The sequence below is a fragment of the Kitasatospora phosalacinea genome, from assembly GCF_000717185.1.
Classification (GTDB): Bacteria; Actinomycetota; Actinomycetes; order Streptomycetales; family Streptomycetaceae; genus Kitasatospora; species Kitasatospora phosalacinea_A.
The window spans coordinates 13,008-37,433 of the sequence record NZ_JNYE01000040.1 but is presented as its reverse complement, the minus strand read 5'-3'; the positions used below and the strand labels follow the sequence as shown (position 1 = coordinate 37,433).

Sequence of the window (24,426 nt, the reverse complement as noted above, 5' to 3'; positions counted from 1 at the left end):
TGGGCACCGGCTAGCGGGCCCGGCCGGTGCCGGGCGGGACGGGAGAACCATGGCAGAGACCGGTGAGCGGCGACCGCCGACGATGGCTGACGTCGCCCAGGTCGCCGGGGTGTCCCACCAGACGGTCTCCCGGGTGCTCAGCGACCACCCCAACGTGCGCGGCGCGACCAAGGAACGGGTGCTGCTCGCCATCGCCGAACTGGGCTACCGGCCGAACTCCGCGGCCCGGACACTGGTGACCCGGCGCAGCCGGACGATCGGCGTGGTCGCCGCCAACACCACGCTGTTCGGCCCGGCCAGCATCCTGGCGGGCCTGGAACGGGCCGCGCGGCGGGAGGACTACCTGGTGGCGTCGGTCGGCCTCGAGGAGCTGACCGAGCACGCGCTCGGCAAGGCCCTGGAACGGCTGGGCACCTGGGGAGTGGACGGCGCCGTGGTGATGACGCCGCACCGGCACGCCGTGGCCGCCCTGGCCCGGCTGCCCCAGCCCTTCCCGATCGTGACGGTGGAGGGCGGGCACGACCTCGCCCTGCCGGGCGTGGCCGTCGACCAGTTCGGCGGGGCGCGGGCCGTCACCGAACACCTGCTGTCGCTCGGCCACACCCGGATCTGGCACGTCGCCGGGCCCGGCGAGTGGATCGAGGCGGAGGGCCGCCTCCAGGGCTGGCGCGCCGCGCTGGAGGCGGCCGGACTGCCGGTGCCGCCGCACCTGGCGGGCGACTGGAGCCCCGCCTCGGGCCACGCGGCCGGCCGGCGGGTGGCGGAGGCCTTCCGCCGCGGCGCCCGCTCCCGGCCGACGGCCGTGTTCGCCGCCAACGACCACATGGCCCTCGGCGTCGTCCACGCCCTGCACGAGGCCGGGGTGCGGATCCCCCAGGACGTGGCGGTGGCGGGCTTCGACGACCTCCCCGAGGGCGCCTACCTCACCCCGCCGCTCACCACCGTCCGGCAGGACTTCACCTCCGTCGGCCGCGAAGGGATAGGCATGCTGCTGCGCCTGATCGACCAGCCCACCGCCCCGGTCGCGCACGTGAACGTCCGGCCCGAGCTGGTCGTCCGGGCGAGCACCGCGGGCGGACGGCCCCCGGGGCCGGGCAGCACGACCACGCTGTTCTCGGACACGCCGGGGGCGGGGCCGAGCCGGTAGGTCGGCGGGCTGGGCGGTCAATCCCCTCGTGCGCTGCGGGGGTCGGCCGGTGGGTCGGTGGCGCACGTGGGTGTCCGGCTTGAGCCGGTGGTCGGGGGAGCGCCGTGGGCGGGGCACGGCCACGGCGTTCTCGGGCGCGTGGGGGCGGGGTCGAGCCGGTAGCGCGACGGGCTGGGGTCAACTTCCTTGCCCTCTCCGTGGGTTGACCGGTCGGTCGACGCGGCGGAGGATGTGGCCCGGTGGCCCGGTGGCCCGGTGGCCCGGTGGCCCGGTGGCCCGGTGGCCCGGTGGCCCGGTGGCCAACCTCGTTGGTGGCTGCGGGGGTTGACCGGCCGGTCGATGCGGCGGAGGATCTTCGCCGGTGACCTTCCGCAGGGGCGGAGCCCGAGGCGTCGCGGACGCCCTCGCCCGGCTCCCGGCCCCGCCCCCCACCCCGTCGCCGTCGATTCACGACAGGAGCGCCCCCGTGACGGACACGACGTCCTTCCTGCTGGAACGCCTGCACGCGGCCGGTCTGACCGATGTCGTCGCGGTCGAGCCGGCCGCCGGGGGGCTGGCCGCGATCGCGGGGTTGGCGCGTCGGGGCGACGGTACGTCGGTGTTCGTGAAGGCGTTCGACGAGCCGCCGTCGGACGACGTCTTCGCCGCGGAGGCCGAGGGGCTCGTCGCGCTGCGCGAGGCGGGCGGTGTCGCCACGCCCGAGGTCGTCCGGGCGGACCGCGAGGTGCTGGTGCTGTCGGTGCTGCGGCCCCGCCCGGACAGCGGGGCCTTCTGGGAGCGGTTCGCGCACGCGCTCGCCCACCTGCACACCAGTACCCGGCACCCCCGGTTCGGGTGGCACCGGGACAACTGGCTGGGCCGTCGTCGGCAGGTCAACACCTGGACGGAGGACGGGTTCGAGTTCTTCGCCCGGCACCGCCTGCTGCGCTGGCTCGACGAGCACCGCGTGCGGGAGGCGCTCGACGCCGCGGACCGGGCGGCGCTGGAGCGGCTGTGCGACCGGCTGCCCGAGCTGCTGCCGGTGCGGCCCGCCTGCCTGACGCACGGCGACCTGTGGGCGCTGAACGTCATGGCCGCCCCCGACGGGCGGCCCGCGCTGATCGATCCGGCCGTGTCGTACGCCTGGGCCGAGGTCGACCTGGCCCACCTGTGGACGACGGCGCCGCCGCCCGAGGCGCAGGTGTTCTTCGAGCGCTACGCCGAACTGACCGGGCTCGACCGCGACTGGCGCGCGCGCATGCCGATCCTCCAACTGCGCCAGCACCTGGCGGTGATCGCCCAGTTCGACTCCGACTGGGGCGCCGCCGGGCTCGTGCGCGCCACGCTCGCCCCCTTCCGGCGGCGGCGCTGAGCCCGGCCGCGGTCCGGCGCCCCGGCAGCCGTTCCGTGAGCGCCGGCGTTCGAGTGCCGGCGCGCCGCTGATCTTCGCTCCCGCTCGCGGACGGCAGTGGGCCGGGGCCCGCCCGCCCGCTCCTGCGCCCTCCTCCTGGCGACTCCCGGGGGAGGGCGTTCCCGTTGGCGCCGCCGTGCGCCATGTCCCTTGGGTGACAGGTCAGTTGACCGACCAGTGGGCGCCGGGCGGCGGGGGCCGGTGATGTGATCGTTACCCGTCAGCGTCGGTACGAGGGCTTGGCGGACCCTCTGGCAGGTCGTATGTTGTCGCAGGCAACAAACCGCGCCGGGGCTGCTTCCCCGCCCCGCGTCCGCGCGCCCTTCCCCACCCCGTCCGCAGTCACGCACGTCCGGCACCGGCCGGACACGCCCCGAAAGGACCCTGCCCATGCGCAAGGGGCTCCTGTTCGCCACCGCCGCCCTGGCGGCGACCCTGCTCACCACGGCCACCGCCTGCTCCTCCACGGGCTCCGACAGCGGTTCGGCGGGCGGCAAGAAGCCGAAGATCGGCGTGATCCTGCCGGACAGCAAGTCGTCCGTCCGCTGGGAGACCGCCGACCGCACCTACCTCGCGGCCGCCTTCAAGGCCGCCGGGGTGGACTACGACATCCAGAACGCCGAGGGCGACAAGCAGGCCTTCCAGACCATCGCCGACCAGATGATCACCAGCGGCGTGAACGTGCTGGTGATCGTCAACCTGGACAGCGGCACCGGCAAGGCCGTCCTCGACAAGGCCAAGGCCCAGGGCGTGGCCACCATCGACTACGACCGGCTCACCCTCGGCGGGTCCGCGCAGTACTACGTCAGCTTCGACAACACCCAGGTCGGCAAGCTCCAGGGCCAGGGCCTGGTGAAGTGCCTGGCCGACAACGGCACCAAGAACCCCGTCGTCGCCGAGCTCAACGGCTCCCCGACGGACAACAACGCCACCCTGTTCGCCGACGGCTACAACGGCGTGCTGGACCCGCTGTACGCCTCCGGCGAGTACACCAAGGGCCCCAACCAGTCGGTGCCCGACTGGGACAACGCCCAGGCCCAGACCATCTTCGAGCAGATGTACACCAGCCGGCCGGACCTCGCCGGGGTGCTCGCGGCCAACGACGGCCTGGCCAACTCGGCCATCGCCGTGCTGCGCAAGAACCACCGCAACGGGCAGGTCCCGGTCACCGGCCAGGACGCCACCGTCCAGGGCCTGCAGAACATCCTGGCGGGCGACCAGTGCATGACCGTCTACAAGGCGGTGAAGAAGGAGGCCGACGCGGCCGCCACCCTCGCGGTCGAGCTGGCCGGCGGCAAGAAGAGCGACCCCGGCGCGACCGTCCACGACCCGACCGGCAACCGGGACGTCCCGGCCGTGCTGCTCGCCCCCCAGGCGATCTTCAAGGACAACGTCCAGGACGTCGTCACCGACGGGTACGTCACCAAGGAGCAGCTGTGCACCGGCGAGTACGCCGAGCCGTGCACGAAGGCCGGCATCAAGTAGCCACCCGCGCCCGGCCGTTGCTCCCACGCCCGGCCGCCGCCCGCGGGCCCCGTGCCGCCAGGGGCACGGGGCCCGCCCCGCCGAACCCCCAGGAGCCCCACCCATGACAGAAGCACCGGTCCTCGAACTGCGCGGGATCGACAAGTCCTTCGGCCCCGTCCAGGTCCTGCACGACGTCGCGCTCAGCGCCCGCGCGGGGGAGGTCACCGCCCTCGTCGGCGACAACGGCGCGGGCAAGTCGACGCTGGTCAAGTGCATCGGCGGCATCCACCCCGCCGACGCGGGCGACTACCTCTTCGAAGGCCGCCCCGTCCAGGTGCACAGCCCGCGCGACGCCGCCGCGCTCGGCGTGGAGATCGTCTACCAGGACCTCGCGCTGTGCGACAACCTCGACATCGTCCAGAACATGTTCCTGGGCCGGGAGAAGCGCCGCGGCCTGGTGCTCGACGACGCCACCATGGAGGAGATGGCCGCCGCCACGCTCAAGAGCCTGTCGGTGCGCACCGTCAAGTCCCTGCGGCAGAAGGTCTCCAGCCTCTCCGGCGGCCAGCGCCAGACCGTCGCCATCGCCAAGGCGGTGCTGTGGAACAGCAAGCTGGTGGTCCTCGACGAACCCACCGCCGCCCTGGGCGTCGCCCAGACCGCGCAGGTCCTCGAACTCGTGCGCAGGCTCGCCGACAACGGGCTGGCCGTCGTGCTCATCTCGCACAACATGAACGACGTCTTCGCGGTCTCCGACCGGATCGCCGCGCTCTACCTCGGCCGGATGGCCGCCCAGGTCAAGGCCACCGACGTGACGCACGCCCAGGTCGTCGAACTGATCACCTCGGGCCGCAGCGGCGACCTCGGCCCGCAGGACACCCCCAAGGGAGCCGCCGCATGACCGCCCTCGCCCCCGAGACGCCCGGGAACCCCGGGAAGCCCGGCAGCCCCGGCAGCCCCGGGAAGCCCGAGCGGCCGACCGGGCCCGGCGCCGGGCTGGCGGAGCTCGGCCGCGGCTACCTCGACCGGGTCCGCGCGGGCGAACTCGGCTCGCTGCCCGCCGTCGCCGGCCTGGTCGTGCTGTGCGCGTTCTTCGCGCTGCTGCGCCCGGTCTTCCTGTCCAACCTGAACTTCGCCAACCTGCTCACCCAGAGCGCGGGCAGCATCGCCATCGCCATGGGCCTGGTCTTCGTCCTGCTGCTCGGCGAGATCGACCTGTCGGCCGGGTACGCCAGCGGCGTCTGCGCCGCCGTGCTGGCCATCCTGCTGACGAACCACGGCTGGCCCTGGTACGGCGCGGTGGCCGCGGCCCTGCTGACCGGCGCCGTCATCGGGCTGCTGCTCGGCACCCTCGTCGCCAAGGTCGGCATCCCCTCCTTCGTGGTGACGCTGGCCGCGTTCCTCGGCTTCCAGGGCGTGGTGCTGATCCTGCTGAAGGAGGGCACCAACGTCTCGATCAAGGACCCGACCGTCCTGGCGATCGCCAACGACAACCTCAGCCCCGTCCTCGGCTGGCTGCTGCTGGCCGCCTGCGCCACCGGCTACGCGGTGCTCCAGGTGCGCCGCAGCCGCGACCGGCGCGGCCGCGGCCTGGCCGGGACCCCGGCGGCGCTGCTCGCCCTCCGGATCGGCGCGGTCGTGGTGCTCGGCGCCACCGCCGTGGCCCTGCTCAACCAGGAGCGCAGCCGCAACGTCCTGGTCGGCTCGCTCAAGGGCGTCCCGCTCGTGGTGCCGGTGATCGGCGCCCTGCTGCTGCTCGGCACCTTCACCCTCCAGCGCACCAACTTCGGCCTGCACGTGTACGCCGTCGGCGGCAGCGCCGAAGCCGCCCGCCGGGCCGGGATCAACGTCGCCGCCATCCGGATCTCCGCGTTCGTCATCTGCTCCTGCCTGGCCGCCGTCGGCGGCGTCATCGCGGCCTCCCGGGGCAACTCCGTGGACCCCAACACCGGTGGCAGCAACGTCCTGCTGCTCGCCGTCGGCAGCGCCGTCATCGGCGGCACCAGCCTGTTCGGCGGCCGCGGCCGGGTGGTCGACGCGGTGCTCGGCGGCCTGGTCGTCGCGGTGATCCAGAACGGCATGGGGCTGATGGGGTACAGCTCGGGCGTCAAGTACGCTGTCACGGGATCGGTTCTGCTGGTGGCCGCCGGTGTGGATGCCATGTCCCGCCGCCGCACCGCCCGACGATGAGGGTCACCCGCCATGAAAGCCGGTCCTTCCCAGGAAGAGGTCCGCCAGCACAACCTGGGCGCGCTGCTGCGCCACGTCCACTTCGAGGGGCCGACCTCGCGGACCGTCCTGGCGGCCGAGCTCGGCCTCAACCGCAGCACCATCCTGGGCCTGGTCGGCGACCTGGCGGCCGCGGGCCTGGTCCGCGAGGAACTGCCGCAGGAGACCGGCCGGGCCGGACGGCCCTCACTGGTCGTCAGCCCGGAACCCGCCCGCGCACACGTCCTCGCGGTGGACATCGGCGTGGAGCGCCTGTCCACCGCGCTCGTCGGGCTCGGCGGCGTCTTCCTGGACCGCCGCGAGCACCCGTGGTCCGACGGGCAGCCGCAGGACCCGGCCGAAGTGGCCGCCCTGCTCGCCGGATCCGCCCGCGAGATGCTGGCCCGCACCCCCGACGGCAGCACCTGCGTCGGCGTGGCCGCGGCGGTCCGCGGCCTCGTCCGCCACCCCGACGGCCTGGTCGGCCTCACCCCCAACACGGGCTGGAAGGGCGTCGACCTCGCCGGGGCGCTCACCGACCGGCTCCGCCCGGGCGTGCCCGTCCTGGTCGCCAACGAGGCCAATCTCGGCGCGCTCGCCGAACACCGCCGCGGCATCGGCCGCGGCAGCCGCAACCTGGTCTACCTGCACGGCGAGATCGGCATCGGCGCCGGGGTGATCGCCGCGGGCGAACTCCTGCGCGGGGAGCGCGGCTACGCCGGGGAGGTCGGCCACCTGACCGTCAACCCGCACCAGGGACGGCCCTGCGGCTGCGGGGCCCGCGGCTGCCTGGAGGCCGAGGCGGGCGAACGGGCCCTGCTGGAGGCCGCGGGCCGGGACGGCCGCAGCACCGGCGCCGAGGCCGTGCGGGCCGTGGTCGCCGCGGCCGACCTCGGGGACGTCACCGCGCGCGCCGCCCTGCACCGGGTCGGCGACTGGCTCGGCATCGGCATCGCCAGCCTGGCCAACCTCCTCGACCCGGAACTGGTCGTCCTCGGCGGCACCCTCCGGGACGTCTTCCTCGGCTCCGCCGCCCAGGTGCGCAGCCGGATCAACACCAACGCCCTGGCCGCCGTCCGGGAGGGGCTGCGCCTGCGGGTCAGCGAACTCGGCGACGACACCGTGCTGATCGGCGCCGCCGAGCTGGCGTTCTCCGAACTGCTCGCCCGGCCGCTGGAGACGCTCGCCGAACTCCCGCAGCGGGTGGGCGCCGGGCGGTAGGCGCGGCCCGCGAAGGAGCACGGCCGGTCGCCGTCCCCCCGGGCAGGGAGGGACGGCGACCGGCCGTACGGCGAGGGGGCGGTCAGTGCCGGGTGGCGGGGGCGGTCAGTGCCGGGCGGTGTTGAAGGTCAGCGCCGGACTGGCGTTGTCCACCAGGGACCGGGCCTGCTCGGGCCACCAGGCGCCGGCCGCCGGGTCGACGACGCCGTACTCGGGGTCGACGGTGCCGCCCGGGACGCCGCGGTTGCACTGGCCGTCGGACTGGCCCACGGTCTTGACCCACAGGAAGGCGTCGGCGAGCGGCACGCCGGTGTCCGCGGTCGGGCGGTCGCCGATCCCGCTGCCGGGCGCGTTGCACCAGGTCTGCGGGTCGCCGGCGTACTTGCCGACCGGGGGCTTCCAGTCGCCGCGGCCGTTGCGGCTGGTGTCGACCACGAAGTGGGCGAGCCGGTCGGTGGACGGGCTGCCGACGTTCTGCTGGAACCACTGGTCGGTCCAGTGCCAGGTGGACGGGTCCTCCACGTCGACCGCGTTGCCCGGCTGCCCGTCGTTCGGTGCCGCGGGGGAGTAGTACTGGCTCGCGCACCAGTCGGCGTGGCCCCTGGCCCACTCCGGGCCCTCGGTGGCGAACCACACGCACTGCGAGACCCAGGTGCCGTAGCGCGTGGCGCGGTCGGTGGCGAAGTAGTTGGAGACGTTCAGCGAGAAGCCCTGGGCCCGGCCGACGCCCGCGTCGAGCAGGCGCTGCGCCGCGTTGCCGACGCTCTGCCAGTGGCTGTTGCCCGCGTCCAGGTAGACCACGCTGTTGGGCTGCCGCTCCAGCGCGTCGACCGCGTGGTTGAGGTCGGCGAGCCGGCCCGCGGTCTGCTCGCCGGTCGGGTCCGCGCCGGGGCCGCAGTCGGCCGGGAGGTTGGCCAGCCCGTCGGGCTCCAGCACGACCACGGCCTTGCTGCTGCCCAGTCCCCGGGCGAAGGCGTCGATCCAGGCCCGGTACTCGGCGTCCGACTGGGCGCCGCCGGCGGAGTACTGGGAGCAGTCCCGCAGCGGGATGTTGTACGCCACCAGCACCGGGACCGCCTTGGCCCGCCCGGCGCGGCGCACCAGGCTCCGGACCTGGGACTCGACCTCGGCCGGGGTGCCGCCGGTGAACCACGCGGCCTCGGGCCAACTCGCCAGCTTCGCCATGTCCCTGGCGCCGGCGAGGTCGTGGTGCTTCAGGTCGGTGAGCGCCTGGCGGGCCGCGTCGCTGTCGGGGTCGACGTAGAACCGGGTGTCCGGGGCGAGCGCGTGGGACGCCGGGGCGGGGCGGGGCTCGGCGGCGGCGGCCGGTACGGCGCCGCCGACCAGCAGCGCCAGGGCGCTCGCCGGGAGGACGGCGCGGTGCAGGGGAGTGCGCACGGTGTTCCTTCGGTGGGTGGGTGTCGGTGGTGGCGGGCCCGGGGGAGCGGTTCCCCCGGGCCCGCGCGGTGGCCCGGTGGCAGGGTGGGCCGGTGGCAGGGTGGGCCGGTGGTGCGGTGGGCGTCCGGAGCGGCGTCAGTAGCCGTAGATCATCTTGTAGGCGACCTCCGGCAGGAACTGCCCCGCCGAGGAGCCCGCTCCGACGCCGCAGTTGCCGTCGGACTCGCCCGGTTCCTTGATCCACAGCAGCATCTCGGCGCCGCCGCCGGTCCGGGTGGGCGTGCCGATCCGGCGCCCGGCCGGGTTGCACCACTGGCCGTTGGAGCCGTTGCCGTTGCGGCTGGTGTCGATCACGTACGGCTTGGTGTAGCCGTACGCGGCGAGCGCGCTGTTGACGGCATTGCCGTAGGTGGTGTTCTGGCCGGTGGTGAAGTAGTTGGAGACGTTCAGCGAGAAGCCGTGCGCCCCGCTGACCCCGGCGGCGGCGAGGTGCTGCGCCATGGTGGGGGCGCTGATCCAGCCGGGGTTGCCGGCGTCGAGGTACACCCAGGTGTTGGGGGCCTTGGCGTTGAACTGCGCGATGGCGTTCCTCAGCATGGCGTTGCGGTCGGAGACCTGGGCGGGCGTCAGGCAGCTCTGGTCGCCGAGCGCGTCGGGTTCGAGGACGACCACCGCCGGGCGGTTGCCGATGCCGCTCGCGAAGGCGGCGATCCAGGTGTCGTACGCGGCGCGGCTGCCCGCGCCGCCGCCGGACTGGCCGCCGCAGACGTCCCGGTTGGGGATGTTGTAGGCGACCAGGACGGGCAGTTTGTCGTAGGCGTCGGCGCGGCCGACGTAGGCGCCGGTGGCCGCCCCGATGTCGCCGCTCCAGTTGCCGAACCAGCGGGCCGCCGGGGTGTTGGCGATGGCGGAGCGGATCGCGGCGGCGCGGCCGTCGCCGGGGTTGGCGTTGGCCCAGCGCAGCGCGGAGTTGTCCGGGTCCACGTAGAAACCGCTGGTCATGGTGGTGGGGTCGGCGGCGTACGCCGGACCGGCGTCGGTCAGGGCGAGTCCGGCGGCGAGCAGGCCGGCCAGCAGCGCGGCTGCCGCTCGAGTGGGCTTGCGCACGGTTCTTCCTCCGTTGGGTGGGGGCGGAGAAGTGGAAGCGCTTCCAGTTTTCTGCGAATCGAATCGCGTGATGGGGATGATTGGGCCCAACGGGGGGTCGTGTCAATGCTTTCTGCACCAGGGGCTTCCCGGAGTCCTCCGGCACGGGCACGGTCGCCCTCCGGTGGTCGGGGTACGCTGGAAGCGCTACCAGTTTCCACGGCCGGGCCGAGGCGGGTGCCGCGCTCCGCAGGCTCCGTGGCCGGTGGATGCCGTGGAATCATGACCCGTGTCCGACGCCCGCAGCCCGAGGAGCAGCCGTTTCCATGGAGTCGTCACCCAAGCGCATGCCCACCCTCGACGAGGTGGCCCAGCGCGCCGGCGTCTCGCGCACGGCGGCGTCCCGGGTGATCAACAACGCCCCGCACGTCAGCCGGGCCAAGCGGGAGGCGGTCGAACGCGCGGTGCGCGAACTCGGCTTCGTCCCCAATCCGACCGCGCAGGCCCTGGCCACCCGCCGGGTCGGCGCGGTGGTGCTGGCGGTCTCCAGCGACGAGCCGGGCCTGTTCGCGGACCCCTTCTTCGCCGAGGTGATCGTCGGCGTGAGCGCCGCGCTGGAGCAGACCGACCTGGAACTGATCCTGCTGCTGGCCAACACCCCGCGCGGACGCGACCGGTTGGAGCGCCTGCTGCGCTCGCGCCGCGCCGACGGCGTGATGCTGATGGCGCTGCGCGGGGACGACCCGCTCGGCCGGCTCGCCGAACAGACCGACCTCCCGGTGGTGTTCGGCGGCCTGCCGCTCACCGGGGAGCCGCGCTGGTACGTGGACGCCGACAACCGGGGCGGCGCCCGGCTGGCGGCCGAGCACTTCGTGCGGACCGGGCGCCGACGGCCCGCCATGATCACCGGCCAGCTGGACACCCAGGTCGCCGCCGCCCGCGAGCGGGGCTTCACCGAGGGCCTGGCCCTGGCCGGGGTCCCGCTGCTCGGCGTCGAGGCCGGCGACTTCACCGAGGACGGCGGGGCCGCGGCGATGGAACGGCTGCTCGCGGCCCACCCCGCGCCGGACGCGCTGTTCACCGCCTCCGACGCGATGGCCATCGGTGCGCTGCGCACGCTGCGCACCCGCGGGCTGCGGGTGCCCGAGGACGTCGCGGTGATCGGCTTCAACGACCTGGCCAGCGCCCGGCACACCGCCCCGCCGCTCACCACCGTGCACCAGCCGGTGCGGTCGCTGGGGCGCGAGATGGCCCGGATGCTGGTGGGCGCCATCGAGGGGAACGACCCCGGCCCGCTGATCCTGCCGACCCGCCTGACCGTGCGCGAGTCCGCCCCGGACGTGCCGACGGAGGCCTGACCCGCCCCGGAGCCGCAGCCCGGCCCCCGCCCGTACGCGCGGCGGGAGCCGGGCCGTTCGCGCTGCCGCCGCACCGCCCGCCGACCGCTCCGGTCACGACTGGAAGCGCTTCCAGTTTCATTTCCGATACGGGCGGTTCAAGTCCTTGACACCTCCGCCTGACAAGCCAGAAACTTCCGACACCGCCACTGGAAGCGCTTCCGGCTCCGAGTCAGGCCACCTCTTCTTTCCTGCCCACCTGCCGCACCGTTCAGACGTCGCGGCGGGCACCCGTTCCGAATGCATGGGAGCGCTCCCAAAATGACCGAGGTCCAGGACCGCAAGGCCGCCGAGGCCCATACCGACGACTTCCTCCGCTTCCCGCCGGACTTCCTCTGGGGCACCGCCACCTCGGCCTACCAGATCGAGGGCGCGGTCGCCGAGGACGGCCGGACCCCGTCGATCTGGGACACCTTCAGCCACACGCCGGGCAAGGTGAACCGCGGCGACACCGGCGACCTGGCGGTCGACCACTACCACCGCTGGCGCGAGGACGTCGCCCTGATGAAGGACCTCGGGCTGACCGCGTACCGCTTCTCGGTGGCCTGGCCCCGGGTGCAGCCGACCGGCCGGGGCCCGGCCGTCGAGCGCGGGCTCGACTTCTACCGCGCGCTGGTGGACGAACTGCTGGCGGCCGGCATCACCCCGCTGGCCACGCTCTACCACTGGGACCTGCCGCAGCACCTGGAGGACACCGGCGGCTGGACCGTCCGGGAGACCGCGGAGCGCTTCGGCGAGTACGCCTCCCTGGTGGCCGGGGCCCTCGGCGACCGGGTGCGGTACTGGACCACGCTGAACGAGCCGTGGTGCTCGGCCTTCCTCGGCTACGGCTCCGGCGTGCACGCCCCGGGCCGCACCGACCCGGCCGCGGCGCTCAAGGCCGCCCACCACCTGAACCTGGCGCACGGCCGGGGCACGGCCGCACTGCGCGCCGCGCTGCCGGGCACCGCCCAACTGTCCGTCTCGCTCAACCTGCACCAGGTGCGGCCGCTCACCGACAGCCCGGAGGACCAGGAGGCGGCGCGCCGGATCGACGCGGTCGGCAACCGGATCTTCCTGAGCCCGGTGCTGCGCGGCCGGTACGACGCGGACCTCCAGCAGGACACCGCGCACCTGGTCGACTGGGAGCAGCTGGTGCGCCCCGGCGACCTGGCGGCGATCGGCGCACCGATCGACCAGCTCGGCCTGAACTACTACTCCCCGGCGGTGGTCTCCGGCAGCGGCGCCTCCCGCGACGACTGCCACGGCCGCAGCGAGCACTCGCCGTGGCCCGGCTCGGAGCACGTGGCCTTCCACCAGCCGCCCGGCGAGCTCACCGCGATGAACTGGAGCATCGACCCGACCGGCCTGCGCGACCTGGTCGACCGGATCCACCTGGAGCGCCCCGGCCTGCCCGTGATCATCACCGAGAACGGGATGGCCTGCGAGGACTACGTCACCCCCGAGGGCGTGGTGAACGACCGGGACCGGATCTCCTTCGTCCACCGGCACCTGACCGTGGTGCACGAGGCGATCGAGGCGGGCGTGCCGGTGGCGGGCTACTTCCTGTGGTCGCTGCTGGACAACTTCGAGTGGGCGTACGGCTACGCCAAGCGCTTCGGCATGGTGCACGTCGACTTCCCCACCCAGCGGCGCACCCCGAAGAACAGCGCGCACTGGTACGGCCGGGCCTGCCGCACCGGCGCCGTCCCGCGCTCGCTGTCCTGACCGTGCCCCGCCCCACCCGCCCCGCGGCCCCCGGGCCGCACCGACCACCCGCGCGCCAGTGGCGCCCGAGGACCCCGAAGGGAGCATCGGCATGCGGACGCTACTGCGCCGCCTCGGCTTCTACCTGCTGGCCGGCTTCGCCGCGGTGACCCTGAACTTCTTCCTGGCCCGGCTGCTGCCCGGCAGCGCCCTGCAGAACGCGCTGGCCAAACTGCGCGGCGCCAACCTCGACCCGGACGCGATCCGGGCCCTGGAGGCGCAGTACGGCACCGGCGCCGACCACAGCCTGCTGAGCCAGTACCTGACCTACCTGTCCGGCCTGCTCCACGGCGACCTGGGCCTGTCCACCTCGCAGTCCGCGCCGGTGACCTCCATCCTGGGCGACACCCTGCCGTGGACGCTGGGCCTGGTCGGCACGGCGACCGCGCTGGCCTTCGTGGTCGGCACGCTGGCCGGGATCGTCGTCGGCTGGAAGCGCAACGGGCTGCTGGACGGCCTGCTGCCCGCCGTCACCTTCTTCCAGTCGGTGCCGTACTTCATCCTGGCCTTCCTGGTGATGATGACGCTCGGCTACTTCGGCGGCCTCTTCCCCTACCAGAACGGCTACGACACCGGCCGGCACGCCCACCTGACGCCGGGCTGGAACGGGCCGTTCGTCACCAGCGTGATCGAGCACGGCACCCTGCCGGCGCTGACCGTGGTGCTGGCCTCGCTGGCCGGCTGGGTGATCGGCATGCGCAACATGATGATCACCACGATGGACGAGGACTACGTCCTGGTCGCCGCCGCGAAGGGGCTCCCGCAGTGGCGGGTGGCCGCGGTGGCGGCGCGCAACGCGATCCTGCCGACCATCTCCAACTTCGCCCTGTCGATCAGCCTGGTGGTGACCGGCTCGCTGGTCACCGAGATCGTCTTCACCTACCCCGGCGTCGGCTGGCAGATCTACCAGGCCATCCTCACCGGCGACTACCCGCTGCTCCAGGGCATCCTGCTGGTCGTCGTCCTCACCGTGCTGGCCGTGAACCTGGTCGCGGACCTCGCCTACGTCGCCCTCGACCCCCGTGCCCGCAAGGAGGCCTGAGCGATGCGTGCGCTCCGCTCCCCGAAAGTGCTCGCCGGTTCGGCCCTGCTGCTGGTGCTCCTGCTGCTGGCCGTGGTCGGACCGCTGATCGCCCCGCACTCCGCCGACTGGCAGGCCGACCGCACCAGCGGTCTGCCGCTCGCCCCCTCCGGCCGGTTCTGGCTCGGCACCGACCAGCAGCAGCACGACCTGTTCTCGCGGCTGCTGAGCGGCGGCCGGGACACCCTGCTGATCTCCTTCCTCGCCGGGCTGTTCGCCTGCGTGCTGTCCGTCGCCGTCGGCGTCACCGCCGGTTTCGTCGGCGGCCTGGTGGACGACCTGCTCTCCGCCCTGGCCAACATCTTCCTGGCGCTGCCCGGCCTGCTGATCCTGATGGTGATCATGAAGCCGCTGCCGCCCGCGGAGACCAGCGACCCGCTGCTGATCGGCTCCGTGATCGCCCTCACCGCCTGGGCCTGGGGCGCCCGCGTGCTCCGGGCCCAGACCCTGGCGCTGCGCGCGGCCGACTACGTCGAGGCGGCCCGGGTGATCGGCGAACGCACCTGGCGGATCATCCTGTTCGAGGTGGTGCCGAACCTGCTGCCGATCCTGGCGTCCGCGTTCATCTTCACCGTCATCTACGGCATCGGCACCTACACCGCACTGGCCTGGCTCGGCGTGATCAGCCCCGCCTCGGTGACCTGGGGCACCGTGCTCAACGAGGCCCAGGCCTCGGGCGCCGCCGTCAACGGCTACTGGTGGTGGTACCTGCCCCCGGCGCTGGCCGTCGCACTGGTCGGCATCGCCCTCGCCCTGGTCAACTTCGGGATCGACGAGGTGATCAACCCCCGGCTGACCTCGGCCCGCACCGGCCGGGCCCGCGGGGTGGTCTTCCGCCTCGGCCTCACCCCCGTGCTGAAGTCCGCCGCGCCGCAGGCCGCTTCGCCGACCCCCGTCCCGCTGAAGGAGGCGCAGCCGTGACCGGCGCACCCGTCCTCGAAGTCCGCGACCTGTGCGTCGACTACGGCGTCGGCAAGGGCGGCGTGCGCGCCGTCACCGACGCCACCCTGACCCTGCGCCGCGGCGAGGTCCTCGGCCTGGCGGGCGAGTCCGGCTCCGGGAAGTCCACCCTGGCGTACGCCGTCACCAGGCTGCTGCGCGCCCCCGGCGTGATCACCGGCGGCGAGGTGCGCTTCCACGGCCCGGACGGCGTCCTCGACCTGCTGGAGGCGGACGCCGCCACGCTGCGCCGGATCCGCTGGGACCAGATCTCGGTGGTGTTCCAGAGCGCGATGCACGCGCTGAACCCGGTCGCCCGGATCGACGCCCAGCTCACCGACGCGCTCCGCGCCCACCGGGCCCAACTCGGCGCCGCCGAACGGCGGGAGCGGGCCGTCGAACTGCTGCGCCTGGTCGGCATCGGCGAGGAACGGCTGCGCAGCTACCCGCACGAGCTGTCCGGCGGCATGCGCCAGCGCGTGATGATCGCGATGGCGCTGGCGCTGGAGCCCCGGGTCGTCATCATGGACGAACCGACCACCGCGCTGGACGTGGTGACGCAGCGGGAGATCCTGGACGAGCTGATGCAGCTCAAGGACCGCCTGGGCTTCGCGATCGTGTTCATCACCCACGACCTGTCGCTGCTGATCGAACTGGCCGACACCATCGCCATCATGTACGCCGGGCGGATCGTCGAACTCGCCGACGCCCAGCGGCTGTTCCACAGTCCGCGGCACCCGTACACGCTGGGGCTGCTGAACTCCTTCCCGGCGCTGCACGGCGAACGGGTGCGGATGGAGGGCATCCCGGGCGCCCCGCCCGCGCTCACCGCGCTGCCCGCCGGCTGCGCCTTCCACCCGCGCTGCCCGTTCGCGCTGGAGCGCTGCGCGCACGACGTCCCCCGGCTCGCCGAACCCGCCGAGCCCGCCGGACCCGACGGCGCACCCGCCGACCGCTCGGCCGCCTGCTGGCTGCACACCGGCGGCGAGCACGTCCCGGCGCCGCTCGCCCGAGTCCTTGGGAGCACCCTGTGACCACCACCGACACCGCCCGGGTGGTGCACGGCCCGAAGCGCCCGGGCACCCCCGCCCTGGAGGCCCGCGGCCTCACCAAGCACTTCCCGGTCCACGGGGGACTGCGGCGCGGCCGGGTCGTGCGCGCCGTCGAGGACGTCTCGCTCGCCCTGCCGGAGGGCACGGTCACCGCCGTGGTCGGCGAGTCCGGCTCCGGCAAGTCCACCCTCTCGCGGCTGCTGACCCGGCTCATCGCCCCGACCGCGGGCGAACTGCTGCTGGACGGCGAACCGGTGGGCGGCTCCGCGCGGGCCCGGCGCGCCTACGCCGGCCAGGTGCACCTGGTGCTGCAGGACCCGTTCTCCTCGCTGAACGCCGTGCACAGCATCCGCTACCACCTGCGGCGCCCGCTCAAGCTGCACCACGGCCTGCGCGGACCCGAACTCGACGCCCGCGCCGCGCAGTTGCTCGAACGCGTCAGCCTCACCCCGGCCGAACGCTACCTCGACAAGTTCCCGCACGAGCTCTCCGGCGGCCAGCGCCAGCGGGTCGCCATCGCCCGCGGACTCGCCGTGCAGCCCCGGGTGCTGCTCGCCGACGAGCCGGTCTCCATGCTCGACGTCTCGATCCGCCTCGGCGTGCTCAACCTGCTCGACGAACTGCGCGAGCGCGAACGGCTCGCCATCCTGTACGTCACCCACGACATCGCCTCGGCCCGCTACCTCGCCGACACCGTCGTGGTGATGTACGCCGGGCAGGTCGTCGAGTCCGGCCCGGCCGTCCAGGTCACCGACGCCCCGGCGCACCCCTACACCCAGCTGCTGCTGAGCGCCGCCCCCGACCCGCGGCGCCGCGAACCGGTGGTGCTGCGCGGGCGCGGCGCGCCGCCCAGCCTGATCGACCCGCCGAGCGGCTGCCGCTTCCACCCGCGCTGCCCGCTCGCGATGCCGGTGTGCGCCGAGACCGCGCCCCCGGTGCGACCCGCCGCGGGCGACCAGGTCGCCGCCTGCTGGCTGCTCGACCCCGAGCGGGCACCCGGCACCACGCCCGCCTGAACGACCGTCACCCGCCCCACCGAACCCCACCCACCACCACCCCACTCCAGGAGCTCCCAGCCATGCGCCGTTCCACCGCTCTCAGAGCCCTCGCCCTGGTCGCCGCCGTCGGCCTCGGCGCCACCGCCTGCACCGACGCCAGCAGCTCGAAGTCCACCGAGGCCGGCGCCGACCGGACCCTGGTGGTCGAGTCGACCCCGATGCCGTCGTTCACCGAGAACTACAACCCCTTCGACGGCAACTCCTTCCTCTCGGCCCAGAACGCCCGCTCGCTGATCTTCGAGCCGCTCTTCCAGTTCAACACCCTCAAGGCCGACCAGCCGCCGATCCCGTGGCTCGCCAAGTCCTACGAGTGGTCGAACGAGAACCGGACGCTGACCCTGGCGCTCCAGTCCGGCATCAACTTCAGCGACGGCAAGCCCTTCACCTCCGCGGACGTCAAGTTCACCTTCGAGATGCTGAAGGCCAACCCGGCCACCAACACCGGCGGCGCGCCGCTGCCCAGCAGCATCACCACCCCGGACGCCACCACCGTGGTGCTGACCTTCGACGGCCCGCAGAAGGCCAACTTCATCGGCATCGGCAACCAGCTGATCGTGCCCGAGCACGTCTGGTCCACCATCAGCAGCCCGGGCAACGCGGTCGTCAAGGCCGACCAGGCGATCGGCACCGGCCCGTACCTGGTGGACAAGTTCACCGCGCAGAACATCACCTTCAAGGTCAACCCGGCCTTCCGCGAGAAGCCGAAGGTGCAGCACATCTCCTTCCCCGCCTACGCGACCAACGACGCCGCCACCCTGGCGCTCAACAACGGCGAGATCGACCTCACCGGCAACAACATCAGCAACGTCCAGAACACCTTCGTCGGCAAGGACCCCGAGCACCACCACCTGTTCCAGGCCGCGGCGCCGTACTTCCCGGCGTCCAACACGGTCTCCCTGATGCTCAACAACAAGAGCACCACCGCCCCGGCGCTCGCCGACCCCGCGGTCCGCAAGGCGATCAGCGCCGGCCTCAACCGCCGCGCCTACGCCAGCCAGTGCGAGACCGACTACGCCCTCCCCGCCACCTCCTCCGGCGGCCTGCTGCTGCCGGTCGACCAGGCGATGGTGAACCCGGCGCTGGCGAACGACCTCAAGCCGGAGGCCGACGCGGCCGCGGTCGACTCGCTGCTCGGCGCGGCCGGCTGGAGCAAGGACAGCGGCGGCAAGTGGACCCGCGACGGCAAGACCATCAAGTTCACCGTCATCGACCCGAACTCGTTCTCCGACTACTGGTGCACCGCGCAGGCGATGGCCAAGGACCTGAACGCGCTCGGCTTCGACGTCAGCACGAACGGCGCCTTCGACTTCAACAGCTGGAACACCGCCATCACCACCGGCAACTACGAGGCGGCCATCCACTGGGGCCAGGGCGGCACCCCGTTCCAGCGCCTGCAGTACGTCCTCGACCCGAGCATGGGCGCCGAGCCCGGCCAGGTCGCGGCCGGCGACTTCAGCAAGTACGACTCCCCGAAGGTCCGTGACGCCGTCAAGGCGTTCCAGAACGCGGTCGACGCCGCGGCCGAGAAGACCGCGCTGAACACCCTCCAGCAGATCATGTCGGACGACGTCCCCGCCGTCCCGGTGTTCTACGGCGCGGCCTGGTACGAGTACAACGACACCGACTTCACCGGCTGGCCGAACGAGAACGACCCCTACGTCAACCCGGGGCCGAACTCCCAGGCGTACGAGTACATCATCCTGCACCTCACCCCGCGCGACTGATCCCGCCACCGCACGCGGAAGGGCCCCGGCCGATGGACGGCCGGGGCCCGGTGCGCGCGGTGGCGGGACGGGTCAGCGCTGCAGGGTCAGCACGCCCGGACGCCAGGGGAGCTGGTCGTAGGTGCCGCTCGCCGTCGGGGACTTGCCCTGGTAGAGGAGCTGCAGGTTGCAGGGGTCGATGGTCATGGTCTGGTCGGGGTTGTTGCGGACCAGGTCGCCGTGGCTGATGTCGTTGGTCCAGCCGGCACCGCTGTTGGCCTTGCCCGCGAAGGGGTTGGACTCGGTGGCGGCCTGCGGGGTCCAGGAACCGCCCAGGCTGGTGGCGGTGAAGGAGCGGAAGTAGCGCTGCTCGCTGGCGCCGCGGGCCTCGACGATCATCAGGTACTGGTTCTGGCCCTTGACCCGGTAGACCTGCGGGGCCTCGAACAGGTTCTTCGCGGTGTCGGTCATCACCGTGGTGTACGAGGAGCCGAAGTTCCCCGGGAAGTTGCCGATCGGCATGCTCGCCCGGTAGATGCTGCCGTTGTCACCGGCGAAGAACAGGTACATGTTCTGGTCGTCGGCGATCAGCGTCTGGTCGATCGGCCCGGTGCCGGAGTTCGGGATGCTGCCGGTGAACAGCGGCTGCGGCGCGGACCAGCCGTTGGGGTTGGTCGGGTCGCTGGAGGTGCGGTAGATGAACGGCCACGCGCCCCACTGGTAGGCCAGGATCCAGATGTTCTTCGGCGCGAAGTAGAACAGCGTCGGCGCGACCGCGGACTGGCTCATCCCGGTCTGGGCGGCCGAGGCCATGTCGGACCAGTTGGTGAACGGCGCGAACGCCATCGAGCCGTACGAGGACCCGTTCACGTCCGAGGCGTACACCAGGTGCTTGCCGTTGTAGACGACGTTGGTGAAGTCCTTCACCGCGGCCCAGCCGTTGGCGGGCTGCGCCAGCGCCCCGGTGGAGCTCCACCGGTAGGTGGACGGGAGCGGGCAGGTGGTGCCGGAGGACGGCGGGGGCGTGGTCGGGCTGCTCGCGGTCAGGCCGGTCCACTGCTGGTTGCTGCGGCCGTTGCAGGTCCACAGCTCCACGGCGGTGCCGTTGGCGGTGGCGCCGCCGGTGACGTCCAGGCACAGGCCGGACTCGACGCCGACGACGCTGCCGTCGGCGTTCACCTGCCACTGCTGGTTCGCGCCGCCGCTACAGGCCCAGATCTGCACCCGGGTGCCCGCGGCGGTCGCGTGGTTGGGGACGTCCAGGCACTTGTTGCCGTAGACGGTCAGCTGGTTGGCGGAGGTCAGCGTCCACTGCTGGTTGGTGCCGTTCCAGCAGTCGTAGATCTGCAGCAGCGCGCCGTCGGTCTGGCTGCCGCCCGACACGTCGAGGCAGCGGCCCGAGGAGACGCTCTTCAGGGCGCCGGTGGTGGCCGCCTGGGCGGGGCCGGCGACCAGCATCGCGGCCAGGGCGGCGACGGCCGCGACCACGGCGGTGAGCAGGGCGGGCAGCCGCGTGCGGCGGGAACTTCGTCCGTGCATGGGGGTTCTCTCACTCCTGGGGGGAAACGGGTGGGGAACTGCCGCCCGGCGGCGATGTTAGCGCTAACAATCAGCACCGCCGGGCGACAGCGTCAGGGGGGGGTGGGGCGGTGGCCCCGGAGCCCGTCCGCGACGGGACGGACTCCGGAGCCGGGGAGCGGGGCCGGGGCGGCTCGGGGCCGGGGCCGTTCGGAGCCGGGGCCGCTCAGCTCACTTGAAGGTCCAGTGCTGGTTGGCGCCGCCGTTGGAGTCCCAGATCTGGACCGGGGAGCCGTTGCCGGTCTGGCCGCCGGGGATCTCCAGCGCCTTGCCGCTGGCGGCGTTGACCAGCGTGTAGGAGCCGTCGCCGTTGCGGGTCGCCCGCCAGTGCTGGTTGGCGCCGTTGTTGGCGTCCCAGACCTGCAGCCGCGTCCCGTTGGCGGTCTGGTTGCCGGGCTCGTCCAGCACCTTGCCGCTGGCGAGGTTGGTCAGCGTGTAGGTGCCGTCGCTGTTCTGGGTGGCCCGCCACTGCTGGTTGGCGGCGGTGCCGTTGGCGTCCCAGACCTGGAGCTGGGTGCCGTTGCCGTTCTGCCCGGCGGGCTCGTCCAGGACGCGCCCGGCCGCCACGTCGGTGAGCGTGTACACGGTGCCGGAGACGATGCCGCCGCTCGGGGTGCCGGTGCCGCCGCCGGCGCTGTTCAGCGCGTTGAGCACCGAGGTGTAGGCGGCCTTCTTGTTGCCGTAGTTGTCGAACAGCAGCGGGTTCTCGCCGGTGCGCCAGGAGTCGTTGTCGCGGATGCCCCAGACCGTGATCCCGGTGCAGCGGGCGACGTCCAGGCAGGCCTGCACGGCGCCGGCGTAGGCGGTGGGCGAGGCCTGGGCGATGTCCAGCTCGGTGAGCTGGACGTCGACGCCGAGCGCGGCGAAGTTGGAGAGCGTGGTGCGGAAGCTGGCGGGCGCGCCGCCGCTGCCGAAGTGGCTCTGGAAGCCGACGCAGTCGATGGGCACGCCGCGGGCCTTGAAGTCCTTGACCATGTTGTAGACGCCCTGCGTCTTGGCGGACGACCAGTCCTCGATGCTGTAGTCGTTGTAGCAGAGCTTGGCCGACGGGTCGACGTTGCGCGCGGTGCGGAACGCCTCCTCGATGAAGCCGTTGCCCAGCACGTTCTGGAACACCGAACTGCGGTGCTGGCCGGTGCCGTTGTCGGCGAAGGCCTCGTTGACCACGTCCCAGGCGTAGATCTTGCCCTTGTAGTGGGACATCTCCTGGGTGATGTGGTTGTTCATCACGCTGCGCAGCGTGTTGGCGTCGCCGATCGAGGCGACCCAGTTGGGCAGCTGGGAGTGCCAGACCAGGGTGTGGCCGCGCATCCGCTGGCCGTGCGCGGCGGCGTGGTTGACGATCGCGTCGCCGGGGCCGAAGTTGAACGAGCCCCGGGACGGTTCGATCGTGTCCCACTTCATCTCGTTCTCCGGGGTGATCATGTTGAATTCCCGGTCGAGAATGCTGCTGAACGTCGAGTCGCCGAGCTTGCCCGCGGGGACCGCGGTGCCGAAGTAGCGGCCGCTGTCGGCCGCCGCCGCGCCGAGCGTGCTCTGCCCGGCGGCGGAGGCGGAGGGGATCGCGGCGACGCTGCCGACCGCGCCGGCGATCAGGCAGGCGGTCGCGGTCAGGGCCGTGCGGAGACGGGCGGACTCGTGGAGCCGTGGCATGACGAATCTTCTCCTCGTGGGTGGGGGAGGTGTTCGCGCATCGGTCGGGAGCGGCGGCCCGTCCGGGCCGACGACCTTTCCGTTAGCGCTAACAATTCACGGGGGGAGCAGGTGTCCTTCCTGGCGGTCCGGGAGAACCTCCAACGGGGGTACGGGACGGTCGACCTCCGGCGCGGCCGGCTCCTGGTCCGCAGGGGGTGGCGGAGTCGGTGCGCGCCGCGACGGCTGCCGGTGCCGAGGGAACCGGCCCGGTGCCTGGGGCGCGTCGTCCGAGGGGGTTGGTGCCCCCGGTCCTGCCCGGCCGGGGCTCCGATCCCGGGCCGCTCGGACGGGTCGATGGCGACAGTGTTGGTCCGCGCCGGACGGGCTGTCAACGGTTTCGACATGAACGGTGAAACGATCGGAAACAATCCATCTCCCCCGATCCGGGCAAGTCGGCCGGTCAGCCGCCGGTCCGGGTCCGGTCGGCTGACGCGAGGTCAAGGGGTGGACTGCACCCCGGTGGACTTCGCCGCGATCTCCCGCCATGCTGGTCGGCAATCCATGACCGGTGAAGCGAAAAGTTTCGGCCCGGCGGCCCGGACCGACCCGGCCCCGGCGCACCCGACCCACCCGGCGCACCCGTCCCGTCCTGCGCACCCGGCGCACCCGTTCCACGGCGCACCCGCTCCCCGGCGGGCGCCGGGCCGGATCGTGCAACTTTCACCGCGCGCGGCGGGAACGGCGGCCGACCGGAGGCGGATCCGCAGGTCGCGGAGGTGCCACCGGGCCCGCCGCCACGAGGCCGCCACAGGCCGTTGACGGCCGCGGCGGACCGCCCCGAGCATCGGGAGCGTCCTCTCGGCGGCGGCGGCCGGAACCTCCTTCACCCGCACGGCAACCCCGACGGAGAGGTCCCATGTTCCGATCACGCTCGCTCACGTCCCGCCTCCTCGGCATCGCCGCCTCGGTCGGCCTCGCGGTCGGCCTGAGCCTGCAGGCGGCCCCGCAGGCCGCCGCCGCCTCGCTGACCCAGGTCACCGGCTTCGGCACCAACCCGACCGGCCTGGCCATGCACCTGTACGTCCCGGCCGCGGTCAAGCCCAACCCGCCGATCCTGCTCGCCCTGCACGGCTGCCAGGGCAACGGCCCCTACATGTACTCGAGCACCGACTTCGGCCAACTGGCCGACCGGTACGGCTTCCTGGTCATCTACCCCTCCACCAACCCGAGCGGCAGCTGCTGGGACGTCTCCTCCGACCAGGCCCTGACCCGCGGCGGCGGCAGCGACCCGGTCGGGCTGATGTCGATGATCACCTACACCGAGCAGCACTACGGCGGCAACCCCAACGCCGTGTACGTCACCGGCGAGTCCTCCGGCGGCATGATGACCAACGTGATGCTCGCCGACTACCCGGACGTCTTCAAGGCGGGCGCGGCGTTCATGGGCGTGCCCCAGCACTGCTTCTACACCGGCACGGTGCGCGGCTGGAACAGCCCCTGCGCGCAGGGGCAGGTGTCGATGACCCCGCAGCAGTGGGGCGGCCTGGTCCGCAACGCCTACCCCGGCTACAGCGGCCCGCGGCCGCGGGTGCAGCTGTGGCACGGCACCGCCGACACCATCCTCAACTACAACAACCTCGGCGAAGAGATCAAGCAGTGGACCGACGTCCTCGGCGTGAGCCAGACGCCGTCGGCCACCGACACCCCCGCCTCCGGCTGGACCAGGACCCGCTACAACAACGGCTCCGGCACCACCCAGGTCGAGGCGTACAGCATCTCCGGCGCCGGGCACCAACTGCCGGTCCAGGGCGCCGGGATGGCCGCCAACGCGGTCCACTTCATGGGCCTCGACGCGGCGGCCCCCTCCGGCGGCGGCACCGGCGCGCTGCGCGCGGTCGGCGCGGGCAAGTGCCTGACCGACCCGAGCACCGCGGCGGGCACCCAGCAGCAGATCGCCACCTGCAACGGCGCCGCGAACCAGACCTGGACCCGCACGGCGTCGAACCAGCTGACCGTGACCGTCGGCGGCACCGTGCTCTGCCTGGACGCCGAGGCCAAGGGCACCGCCAACGGGACCAGGGCGATCGTCTGGTCCTGCAACGGCCAGCCCAACCAGCAGTGGCAGGTCAACGCGAACGGCACCGTCACCGGCGTCCAGTCGGGGCTCTGCCTGGACGTGGCCGGGCTGGGCACCGCCGACGGCACGCCCGTCCAGCTGTGGTCCTGCAGCGGCGGCAGCAACCAGCAGTGGAAGCTGGGCTGACGCCCTGACGCCCTGACGCCCTGACGGCCTGACGGCCTGACGGCCCGGCCGCCGACC

General features: G+C 73.1%; 18 protein-coding genes. 14 read left to right on the top strand and 4 right to left on the bottom strand.

Features of this window, described 5'->3' with window-relative positions:
• Positions 1-49 precede the first annotated feature (49 nt).
• The 6 genes from OO57_RS18575 (at position 50) to OO57_RS18550 (ending at position 7,433) form a co-directional block, all read left to right on the top strand.
• Positions 50-1,147 carry a LacI family DNA-binding transcriptional regulator gene (locus tag OO57_RS18575; RefSeq protein ID WP_051777927.1) on the top strand — a complete coding sequence of 366 codons (1,098 nt, stop codon included), beginning with the start codon at positions 50-52 and terminating at the stop codon, positions 1,145-1,147.
• 466 nt (positions 1,148-1,613) lie between these two features.
• Positions 1,614-2,498: a fructosamine kinase family protein gene (locus tag OO57_RS18570; RefSeq protein WP_033253651.1), complete on the top strand. Its 885-nt coding sequence runs from the start codon at positions 1,614-1,616 to the stop codon at positions 2,496-2,498.
• Positions 2,499-2,927: 429 nt separating this feature from the next.
• Positions 2,928-4,022, top strand: a complete 1,095-nt coding sequence (locus OO57_RS18565; RefSeq protein WP_033253650.1) for a sugar ABC transporter substrate-binding protein — start codon at positions 2,928-2,930, stop codon at positions 4,020-4,022.
• A gap of 103 nt (positions 4,023-4,125) precedes the next feature.
• Positions 4,126-4,905, top strand: a complete 780-nt coding sequence (locus OO57_RS18560; protein WP_033253649.1) for an ATP-binding cassette domain-containing protein — start codon at positions 4,126-4,128, stop codon at positions 4,903-4,905.
• The gene (locus OO57_RS18555) at positions 4,902-6,194 is read left to right on the top strand and encodes a sugar ABC transporter permease (protein WP_033253648.1); all 1,293 of its coding nucleotides are present in this window, start codon (positions 4,902-4,904) and stop codon (positions 6,192-6,194) included. Before OO57_RS18560 ends, OO57_RS18555 begins: the two co-directional genes overlap by 4 nt.
• A 12-nt stretch (positions 6,195-6,206) precedes the next feature.
• Positions 6,207-7,433 (top strand): ROK family transcriptional regulator, encoded by a 1,227-nt coding sequence (locus OO57_RS18550; protein WP_033253647.1) that lies wholly within the window; start codon positions 6,207-6,209, stop codon positions 7,431-7,433.
• Between the two features lie 105 nt (positions 7,434-7,538).
• Here OO57_RS18550 and OO57_RS18545 read toward each other — a convergent pair whose 3' ends face one another.
• On the bottom strand, positions 7,539-8,831 hold the full coding sequence (locus tag OO57_RS18545) for a glycoside hydrolase family 6 protein (RefSeq protein WP_033253646.1): 1,293 nt from the start codon (positions 8,829-8,831) through the stop codon (positions 7,539-7,541).
• A gap of 135 nt (positions 8,832-8,966) precedes the next feature.
• A complete protein-coding gene (locus OO57_RS18540) occupies positions 8,967-9,938 on the bottom strand; it encodes a glycoside hydrolase family 6 protein (RefSeq protein ID WP_033253645.1) in 972 nt (323 codons plus the stop codon).
• A 305-nt stretch (positions 9,939-10,243) separates the two neighbouring features.
• On the opposite strand from OO57_RS18540, the gene OO57_RS18535 reads away from it, so the two are divergent.
• From OO57_RS18535 to OO57_RS18505, 7 genes are all read left to right on the top strand, one after another.
• Positions 10,244-11,275, top strand: coding sequence for a LacI family DNA-binding transcriptional regulator (locus OO57_RS18535; RefSeq protein ID WP_081973781.1), 1,032 nt, complete (start codon positions 10,244-10,246; stop codon positions 11,273-11,275).
• Between the two features lie 300 nt (positions 11,276-11,575).
• Positions 11,576-13,021 (top strand): GH1 family beta-glucosidase, encoded by a 1,446-nt coding sequence (locus OO57_RS18530; protein ID WP_033253644.1) that lies wholly within the window; start codon positions 11,576-11,578, stop codon positions 13,019-13,021.
• A gap of 91 nt (positions 13,022-13,112) precedes the next feature.
• Entirely contained in the window at positions 13,113-14,102 is a 990-nt protein-coding gene (locus tag OO57_RS44780; protein WP_033253643.1) for an ABC transporter permease, read from the top strand.
• Positions 14,103-14,105: 3 nt separating this feature from the next.
• The gene (locus OO57_RS44775) at positions 14,106-15,062 is read left to right on the top strand and encodes an ABC transporter permease (RefSeq protein ID WP_081973780.1); all 957 of its coding nucleotides are present in this window, start codon (positions 14,106-14,108) and stop codon (positions 15,060-15,062) included.
• Entirely contained in the window at positions 15,059-16,114 is a 1,056-nt protein-coding gene (locus OO57_RS18515; protein ID WP_033253642.1) for an ABC transporter ATP-binding protein, read from the top strand. The genes OO57_RS44775 and OO57_RS18515 overlap by 4 nt, the downstream gene beginning before the upstream one ends.
• Positions 16,111-17,148 (top strand): ABC transporter ATP-binding protein, encoded by a 1,038-nt coding sequence (locus tag OO57_RS18510; protein ID WP_033253641.1) that lies wholly within the window; start codon positions 16,111-16,113, stop codon positions 17,146-17,148. Before OO57_RS18515 ends, OO57_RS18510 begins: the two co-directional genes overlap by 4 nt.
• A gap of 62 nt (positions 17,149-17,210) precedes the next feature.
• Positions 17,211-18,914 (top strand): ABC transporter substrate-binding protein, encoded by a 1,704-nt coding sequence (locus OO57_RS18505; protein ID WP_033253640.1) that lies wholly within the window; start codon positions 17,211-17,213, stop codon positions 18,912-18,914.
• Positions 18,915-18,986: 72 nt separating this feature from the next.
• Here OO57_RS18505 and OO57_RS18500 read toward each other — a convergent pair whose 3' ends face one another.
• Both OO57_RS18500 and OO57_RS18495 read right to left on the bottom strand, forming a co-directional pair.
• Positions 18,987-20,432, bottom strand: a complete 1,446-nt coding sequence (locus OO57_RS18500; protein ID WP_033253639.1) for a non-reducing end alpha-L-arabinofuranosidase family hydrolase — start codon at positions 20,430-20,432, stop codon at positions 18,987-18,989.
• Between the two features lie 210 nt (positions 20,433-20,642).
• The gene (locus OO57_RS18495; RefSeq protein WP_033253638.1) at positions 20,643-22,124 is read right to left on the bottom strand and encodes an endo-1,4-beta-xylanase; all 1,482 of its coding nucleotides are present in this window, start codon (positions 22,122-22,124) and stop codon (positions 20,643-20,645) included.
• An 898-nt stretch (positions 22,125-23,022) separates the two neighbouring features.
• On the opposite strand from OO57_RS18495, the gene OO57_RS18490 reads away from it, so the two are divergent.
• Positions 23,023-24,369, top strand: a complete 1,347-nt coding sequence (locus tag OO57_RS18490; RefSeq protein WP_033253637.1) for a PHB depolymerase family esterase — start codon at positions 23,023-23,025, stop codon at positions 24,367-24,369.
• Positions 24,370-24,426 lie beyond the last annotated feature (57 nt).

Bases quoted from the DNA above. Each gene is read 5' to 3' on its own strand.
- OO57_RS18575 (WP_051777927.1), top strand. From the start codon at position 50: ATGGCAGAGACCGGTGAGCGGCGACCGCCGACGATGGCTGACGTCGCC.
- OO57_RS18565 (WP_033253650.1), top strand. From the start codon at position 2,928: ATGCGCAAGGGGCTCCTGTTCGCCACCGCCGCCCTGGCGGCGACCCTG.
- OO57_RS18560 (WP_033253649.1), top strand. From the start codon at position 4,126: ATGACAGAAGCACCGGTCCTCGAACTGCGCGGGATCGACAAGTCCTTC.
- OO57_RS18555 (WP_033253648.1), top strand. From the start codon at position 4,902: ATGACCGCCCTCGCCCCCGAGACGCCCGGGAACCCCGGGAAGCCCGGC.
- OO57_RS18550 (WP_033253647.1), top strand. From the start codon at position 6,207: ATGAAAGCCGGTCCTTCCCAGGAAGAGGTCCGCCAGCACAACCTGGGC.
- OO57_RS18535 (WP_081973781.1), top strand. From the start codon at position 10,244: ATGGAGTCGTCACCCAAGCGCATGCCCACCCTCGACGAGGTGGCCCAG.
- OO57_RS18530 (WP_033253644.1), top strand. From the start codon at position 11,576: ATGACCGAGGTCCAGGACCGCAAGGCCGCCGAGGCCCATACCGACGAC.
- OO57_RS44780 (WP_033253643.1), top strand. From the start codon at position 13,113: ATGCGGACGCTACTGCGCCGCCTCGGCTTCTACCTGCTGGCCGGCTTC.
- OO57_RS44775 (WP_081973780.1), top strand. From the start codon at position 14,106: ATGCGTGCGCTCCGCTCCCCGAAAGTGCTCGCCGGTTCGGCCCTGCTG.
- OO57_RS18505 (WP_033253640.1), top strand. From the start codon at position 17,211: ATGCGCCGTTCCACCGCTCTCAGAGCCCTCGCCCTGGTCGCCGCCGTC.
- OO57_RS18500 (WP_033253639.1), bottom strand. From the start codon at position 20,432: ATGCACGGACGAAGTTCCCGCCGCACGCGGCTGCCCGCCCTGCTCACC.
- OO57_RS18495 (WP_033253638.1), bottom strand. From the start codon at position 22,124: ATGCCACGGCTCCACGAGTCCGCCCGTCTCCGCACGGCCCTGACCGCG.
- OO57_RS18490 (WP_033253637.1), top strand. From the start codon at position 23,023: ATGTTCCGATCACGCTCGCTCACGTCCCGCCTCCTCGGCATCGCCGCC.